Here is a 7,687-nt window from a genome sequence, read left to right as displayed (position 1 = left end):
TTTTTTTTTAAATAAAATGCCCAAAACAATACCAATAAAATATTGAACAAAAAATCCTATTTCAAGACATTATTGGCAACAAGCAATTATAGGAAAAATAAGAAGCGTATAAAAGTTTCATGCCCGATAGCAGCGGCTTTCAGATTATAATACCCCTCCCCTCACAACGATTGCAACTTTTCTTACATATCGCAAGGATGTCATGTAAAAGGCTAAAGATAGAGTACATATTCTATAATCACCATTGCATAAATATCTTACACGCTTTATGCTTTTCCACGAGAGCAAAAGGAAGATGTCAATGTCATCTAAACTGACGCGTAACCAAACATTGGTTTTAAACACTTTAAAAAATGCAAAAGGGCCTTTAAGTGCTTATGCGATTCTCAATCACTTACGCGAAGAAGGTTTTCGTGCACCTCTCCAAGTTTATCGTGCGTTAGAAAAACTCGTACAGTTAAAGTGTATTCATCGTCTTGAAAGTGTAAATGCCTTTATGATCTGTTTACACCCTGAAAACTGTCAACATGAACTTACAACGTTTATAATTTGCGAAAACTGTGGCACAGTCAACGAAATACAAAATCAAACGATTGTATCGAGTTTAAAACAGATGGTTCAAGCTGTTGACTTCCAAGCACATAAAAGCACCTTAGAAGTACGAGGTCTTTGTAAAAAATGCGCAATAAAATAAGACCGCTAACTTGAAAACAAGATCTCTAACTTGCAAGTTTATATATTTAGCATTATGTACCAGGGATCGCCTTATTGTTTGAAAAGCTCTTATCGTCCGTGCATGTATATCACCCGATCTTAGTGATGGGTTTATTATACTCATTGGAACATAAATATTGAAAGTATAAAATCATGTCCGTAGCTGAGACAATTTTTTCAACCAAAAATTTCAATAAAACGCAAAAAAAGAAAGTAATCAAGGCTCTTCTTATTGTCTTTGCACTCTTTGTGCTTTGGTTTAGCTACAAATGGATAACGCAATGGCGTTATATGCTATCCACTGAAGATGCCTATGTACAAGGAGATATAGCCGCTATTGCGACTAAATTAAATGGATATATTGCAAAAATTGCCATTAAAGCCAACCAAGTTGTAAAAAAGGACGATGTTTTATTTTACTTAGACAATGGTGATTATCAAATAGCCTTGGATCAAACAAAAGCGCATCTTGACACACAGAAAAAAACACTTCTACGCATTGATGCACAAATCACAGCCGCTCATAGTGCTTTAGATGATGCAAAAGCGCAAAAAGCAGCCGCTTCAGCCATAGCAACCAATGCACAACTCACCTTAAAACGTGTAACAGAACTGAAAGCCAATCGTTATGCTCCTCAATCTGATGTCGATGATGCCAAATCAGCTTATGAACAAGCCATTGCAAATATTAACAGAGCAGATGCACAAATCGCTGCAGCACGTGCAAATATCCGAGTACTAGAAGCACAACGAAGTGAAACAGAAAGCCAAACAAAGAGTTTAGAACTTTCGCGTGAAAAAGCACAACGTGATCTTGATTCAACCATTATACGCGCGCCATTTGATGGAATCATAGGAAATTTAACAGCAAAAACGGGAGATTTTGTTGTAAATGGCCAACGTCTTGCAGCGTTAGTCCCCATCCATGCACTTTATATTGAAGCAAACTATAAAGAAACACAGTTGCAAAATATTCATGCAGGACAAAAGGCTTATATTTCTGTTGATGCCTTCAAAAAGCAGGTCTTTACAGGAACAGTGCTTTCTATTTCACCTGCAACAGGTGCTGTTTTTTCTCTTCTTCCTCCACAAAACGCTACCGGTAACTTTACAAAGATTGTCCAACGCATTCCCGTACGTATTTCTATTCCAGAAGAAGTCTTAAAGACCGGACATATCCGAGCAGGAATGAGTGTTTCAGTAGAAGTTGATACACGTACAAAACCACAAGATAAAAGTCTCTTATAATAACAAGCAAATGACCTCATTATTATGACATCTTCAATACCAAAGCCCATACAGTCTCAAGAGCGCATAGAAATCCGTAACATTGTGATTTTCATAGTTATGGCCTTTGGCATGTTCATGGCGATTTTGGATATACAAATCGTTGCCTCCTCTTTAGCCGAAGTTCAAGCTGGTCTTTCTGCAAGCTCTGAAGAAATTTCATGGGTTCAAACCTCCTATCTCATCGCTGAAGTCATCATGTTGCCCCTTTCTGGATTCTTAGGAAGATTGCTTTCAACACGTATTTTCTTCACCATATCAGCGATCGGGTTTACGATTACTTCTGTTCTTTGTGCAACAGCAACATCTATTGGAGAGATGATTATCTACCGTGCATTGCAAGGTTTTATTGGTGGAGGAATTATCCCAAGCGTTTTTGTCGCCTCTTATGTTCTTTTCCCTCCTTCCAAACGCCCAATTGTTACCCCTATTGTTGGACTAGTCGCAACATTAGCCCCCACTATTGGTCCAACGGTCGGAGGTTATCTTTGTCATATCTTATCATGGCACTGGCTTTTTCTCATTAATGTGCCTTTTGGGATTATTATTTCAATTCTCGCTTGGAAATTGATTGATTTTGATAAAGCAAATCCATCTCTCATGGCTAAATTTGACTGGTTGGGGCTCATTTCTATGGCTGTTTTTCTAGGAACTTTAGAGTATGTACTAGAAGAAGGCGCACGTCATGATTGGCTGAATGATAGGCTAGTTCGGAATTTATTCATTATCATGATTCTTGCTGCCGCCTTGTTCTTCTGGCGTGCTTTTACAGCAAAAGAACCCATTGTAGATCTCTCTACTTTTTCTAATTTTAATTTTTCAGCTGCATCCATTTTTTCCTTTTCACTGGGGATAGGTCTTTATGGACTCACGTACCTTTATCCTGTCTATTTGAGCCAAATCCGCCATTATGATGCCCTTATGATTGGAGAAACATTGTTTCTTTCAGGATTCGTCATGTTATTAACGGCTCCCCTTGCAGGATTCCTTTCAGCACGAATGGATGCACGTTTAATGATGGCAATAGGACTTTTTGGTTTTGCAATAGGCACTTGGATGGCAAGCACTATCACAGATAAGTGGGATTTTTGGCAGCTTTTTTGGCCGCAAGTTTTCCGTGGTGCTTCTGTAATGTTATGTATGGTTCCTATTAATAATATTGCCTTGGGAACACTCCCACCAGAACGAATGCAAAATGCTTCTGGACTCTTTAATCTCACACGGAATCTAGGTGGTGCTGTAGGGCTTGCCATTATCAGCACTATCATGACAAAACGCACAGATTTCCATTATGAACGAATAGCCGAAACACTTAACCACGCAAACAGACAAGCAACTGAAATGCTTTCAAAGCTTACTTTATTATTCAAAACAGAAACCTTTGATTCCTATACCCTGGCTCTTTCTCAATTGTTTAATATGGTACGCATACAAGCAATGATTATGGCTTTTAGTGATATTTTCTTTATCATAACCATCATCTTTGGTGTTTTGACATTTATGACCATGTTTCTCAAAAAAATACCACCTCTCATGGATTCACCACCAAATCACTAAGCTTAATTAAAATTGAGAAATATTTTTTATCCTTATCACTTTCCTCGCTTCCTATGCACTTTACCTTTTCTCAAGAGACAGTGTAAATAAATATGTGATTCTAAATGATTCTTCTGATAAAAATTCTTTTCAATGCAGGCTCTTTACGCACTTTTAAAATAACTTCTCGCATACAAAAATTGTTTTAGATGATCGGTAAACAAAGATCTTACCTAACGTGCTCCACACTATAAAGATAAAGCAGCTATTTCTATAAGATTTTTGATTTATCACCATAGGGCACAAAAGATTAAAAGATTCTTGGCCCTTTACTCTTTTGAGTCTTACAAGAATATTCATAAAAGATTTATGAATCTTGTGATTTTTATTCACGCACCTATTTCCCTTATAATGTGTAGGACAACGTTTTTTTGATTCTGAATGCAAAATTTTACATGAAAAAATCATTTTGTATTTGATCCTCTCATGCTAATTGCAAAACGATTTACCTTTATAGTAAAAAAGTAATTATATATTTTTTTCAAAAAAGCTGCTTTTGAACATGTAATTTTATTTTTTACACTCTTTTAAAAAAGCTGATACCTATAATTTTGATTCTACTGCTGCATATTTTTCTTTCTTAAGCCCCTTCTCTTTCAACAAGCGCTAAAATTGTATAAAATTTCTCAAAATATCTCTCTATTGAATCAATCAAAACCATTCCCTTGCACATAAAAAGCAAAGAAACAAAAACTGTTTAAGAAAAAAATAAAATATCCAACCGTTTCGATGCAAGATCTACCAACGATATTGAAAACTGGAAAATGTATGATGATACTGGCTTTTAAAGAATACAAAACCACTCAAAAATCCGGTTCCTTTAATATTATAAAATAGGACGCTATTTCAAAAAATGAGCTTAAAATATATTCCTACTCACTTAACTGAAATTATCAAAAATAAGAAACCAGCCATATAATAAAATCGCAATACAACTCCCCAAAAACTTTGTACCGCTAAATACTTTGGCTCTAGCCAAAACAGTATGCTCTCCTCAATGCCAGCTGTTGAAAAACAAAATAAACACGATCTTCAAGCCACTTTATGATGCTGAAAACGATTTGAAACTTCTCGTTCTCCACTAGGAACCAAAGTGCCATAACACCCAGAAAGATAATGTGGTATCAGTTCCAACGCTTGAAAGCGATGCTTTTCGTAAGGACCAGGCATTGCCAAATTTTCTGTTAAACTATTTGAAAAGCCAAAACGTTGATAAAATTCAAAATCCCCTACCAGCAAAATGGCGCCATATCCCAATTTTTTTGCTGTTTCAATTGCATGGCGGACTAAAATTGATCCTATTCCCATACCAGCACATTCAGATGCAACAGCCAAGGGGCCCAAAAGTAAAGCATGTTGTGTTTTATTTTTTCTTTTAGAAAAAGAAACATGCCAAAGACGGACACTTCCCACAAGCTCTCCAAGCGCATTTTTAACCACAAAAGAAAGTCCTTGAGCAGCTAACCGACCACGACGTAAAGCCTCTGATGATTTACGTTTACGTCCATACCCCATCGTTGAATCAAGCAAAATTTCTCGATAAGGCTTATCGGTTTCTTGCTCCAATAAAAGTGTAAAACATGCCCCATCTTTTGTTTGAAAGTTCATCATGTTCATCTCAATGACCGCCCTCTTATAGCGCCATGACGAGCATAGCAAAAAGTCTAAAAAAACTATAGTTAAAAGGAAACCTCAGATCACATATGATCGTAAAGGCTCAAAACCATTAAAAGCAACCGATGCGTAAGTTGTTGTGTAAGCACCCGTTCCATGAATCAATATTTCATCTCCTATCGTTAGGGATAGAGGAAGCGGATAAGGTGTTTTTTCATAGAGAACATCTGCCGAATCGCATGTTGGTCCAGCCAAAATACAAGGCTCCATTACCTTATCATCATGAGGTGTCTCAATAGGATAACGAATGGCTTCATCCATAGTCTCAGCAAGACCATTAAATTTTCCAATATCAAGATAAACCCATCGTACATTATCATTATCAGCTTTTTTAGATATTAGAACAACTTCTGTACGAATAACACCAGCATTGCCAACCATCGCACGTCCTGGCTCAATAATCGTCTCAGGGATACGATTACCAAAATGCTTTTTCAATGAATCAAAAACTGCTGTACCATAAGCTTGTTCTGTAGGGACATCTTTCAAATAACGCGTTGGAAAACCGCCCCCCATATTCACCAACCTTAGTGAAATACCTTCTTGTTCCAAACGCTTAAACACTGTAGCAGCATCCGATAAAGCACGATCCCACGCACTCAGATCAACCTGCTGAGATCCAACATGAAAAGAAACACCGTAGGCTTGCAAACCCAATTGATGTGCCCGTCTTAGAACATCAACCGCCATAGCTGGAACACAACCGAATTTGCGTGACAATGGCCACTCTGCACCTTTGCCATCGGTAAGAACACGGCAAAAAACACGTGTTCCTGGAGCAACACGCGCAATTTTTTCCACTTCTTCAACACAATCAACGGCATAAAGTGAAACTCCCAGTGCATATGCTCGTGCAATATCACGCTCTTTTTTAATCGTATTCCCAAAAGAAATACGCTCTGACGTTGCTCCTGCTTTTAAAGCCATTTCAATTTCTGCAACAGAAGCCGCATCAAAAGAAGATCCTAAAGAACTTAGCAAACGCAAGATTTCAGGAGCTGGATTTGCCTTTATTGCGTAAAAAATACGAGACTGCGGCAGAGCTTTTTCAAAATTTAAATAGTTGTCACGAACAACATCAAGGTCAACAATTAAGCATGGACCTTCAGAACGATGTGTTGCAAGAAAATCGCGAATACGTTGCGTTGCCATCTGCAATTCTCCTTGAGGGAAAGCTCCCCCACTCTATGCTTGGACAGCCAAAGCTGCCAAAAGCTAAAGGACAAAAAACACACAACAACTATCCCCATTCTGATTACAAAAAATCAGAAATTAGCATTGCATGCAGCGAAAGAACAGCGCGAAGCCGCGTTATTCTATTTTATCTGCCTTTTTGATTGGAGTTGAGAAAACCACTTCCGCACTGAAGGCAATGAGGTGTGCCTCTATAGTTATCCCAGCATTTAAAAACTGGAAGACACCAGAAAGGCCCGCACCGTCGTTGCTTCAAGATGTCCTCATTCTTGCAATTGGCTGTAAGAATGACTGGAGCGGTTAGTTCCAGGTACCGTACCGGTTAATCTCACCATTTGAGAACCAGCGGACACCCACAGGCACGTGCGACTTTGGGCAAAGCATCCTATAAAACGAATTCTTTCTCATTTCAATCATTTTTTTAATTTTAAACATTTTTTAATTCTTAAAGATAAAATGATGCGAAAAAACAACACTCTCCCCCAGACAAAGCCATCCATCCGCTTTCATGAGATCACACCCCTTACATCATCCGTGCAACATAAATCACTGTCTTGCGTTTAAAGCCCCTCGTTTCTTTACCCTATTCTATTTCCTAATATCCGCAGCAGAAAATAACGCAAAATAAATTATTCAAAACTTAATTTATAATGATAATTTATTATTGTACCCTTAAACAAAAATCCCATTATAAAATCCTCTTATTTCAACCCTCTTACAATGAATCAATTAAAATCATTCTTTTGCGCATCACAAATAAAAAACAATTGAAAAAAGGAGTACCTCTTATATATCCTCTCAAATGCAAAGATGACCAACATTGAAGACTGAGGATAGTAACGACTGAAGCACCATCGTCTTTAAAGATAACGTGTCCTTCCCCCAACAAAACGCCATCATCTTTCTCATTTACATCCTAAAAAACATCCCTACTTCCACATTCATTTCACAGCATCGCTTAAGCAAAATATCATGAAGAATTCCCCGTATAATATAGCTTGTATGATATAGATCAACTACATCTCACCCTCTTTATACTTATGAAATTAAAAACAAACGCTCCCATTCTATCTGCCAACTCTCAATATTGCAGAAACTCCTACATTGAAATGTTTCATAACACCTTATCTAAAATGATTTTTGTCCACACGTTGCTCCCATTTGCAACGTACAAGTGAATGAATTTTACGCGATTCGTTCTCATCTAATCTGAAAGCAATAA

The 7,687-nt window shown here is 37.5% G+C and carries 5 protein-coding genes; 3 read left to right on the top strand and 2 right to left on the bottom strand.

The window, feature by feature from the left end:
• Positions 1-301: 301 nt before the first annotated feature.
• The 3 genes from ACFIME_RS01770 (at position 302) to ACFIME_RS01760 (ending at position 3,558) form a co-directional block, all read left to right on the top strand.
• Positions 302-694 (top strand): Fur family transcriptional regulator, encoded by a 393-nt coding sequence (locus ACFIME_RS01770; protein ID WP_375661869.1) that lies wholly within the window; start codon positions 302-304, stop codon positions 692-694.
• A gap of 173 nt (positions 695-867) precedes the next feature.
• Positions 868-1,962 (top strand): HlyD family secretion protein, encoded by a 1,095-nt coding sequence (locus tag ACFIME_RS01765; RefSeq protein ID WP_375633811.1) that lies wholly within the window; start codon positions 868-870, stop codon positions 1,960-1,962.
• Positions 1,963-1,986: 24 nt separating this feature from the next.
• Complete coding sequence (locus tag ACFIME_RS01760; protein ID WP_375634787.1) at positions 1,987-3,558, top strand: DHA2 family efflux MFS transporter permease subunit; 1,572 nt, start codon at positions 1,987-1,989, stop codon at positions 3,556-3,558.
• 1,071 nt (positions 3,559-4,629) lie between these two features.
• Here the strand turns inward: ACFIME_RS01760 and ACFIME_RS01755 are convergent.
• Both ACFIME_RS01755 and ACFIME_RS01750 read right to left on the bottom strand, forming a co-directional pair.
• Positions 4,630-5,214, bottom strand: coding sequence for a GNAT family N-acetyltransferase (locus tag ACFIME_RS01755; RefSeq protein WP_375612299.1), 585 nt, complete (start codon positions 5,212-5,214; stop codon positions 4,630-4,632).
• A 75-nt stretch (positions 5,215-5,289) separates the two neighbouring features.
• Positions 5,290-6,423 carry a type III PLP-dependent enzyme gene (locus ACFIME_RS01750; RefSeq protein WP_375680886.1) on the bottom strand — a complete coding sequence of 378 codons (1,134 nt, stop codon included), beginning with the start codon at positions 6,421-6,423 and terminating at the stop codon, positions 5,290-5,292.
• Between the last annotated feature and the right edge of the window lie 1,264 nt (positions 6,424-7,687).

The organism is Bartonella sp. AP1QHHD, from assembly GCF_042196265.1.
Taxonomy (GTDB): Bacteria; Pseudomonadota; Alphaproteobacteria; order Rhizobiales; family Rhizobiaceae; genus Bartonella.
The sequence above is the reverse complement of the archived record's forward strand: the minus strand, read 5'-3'. Positions and strand labels throughout refer to the sequence as shown.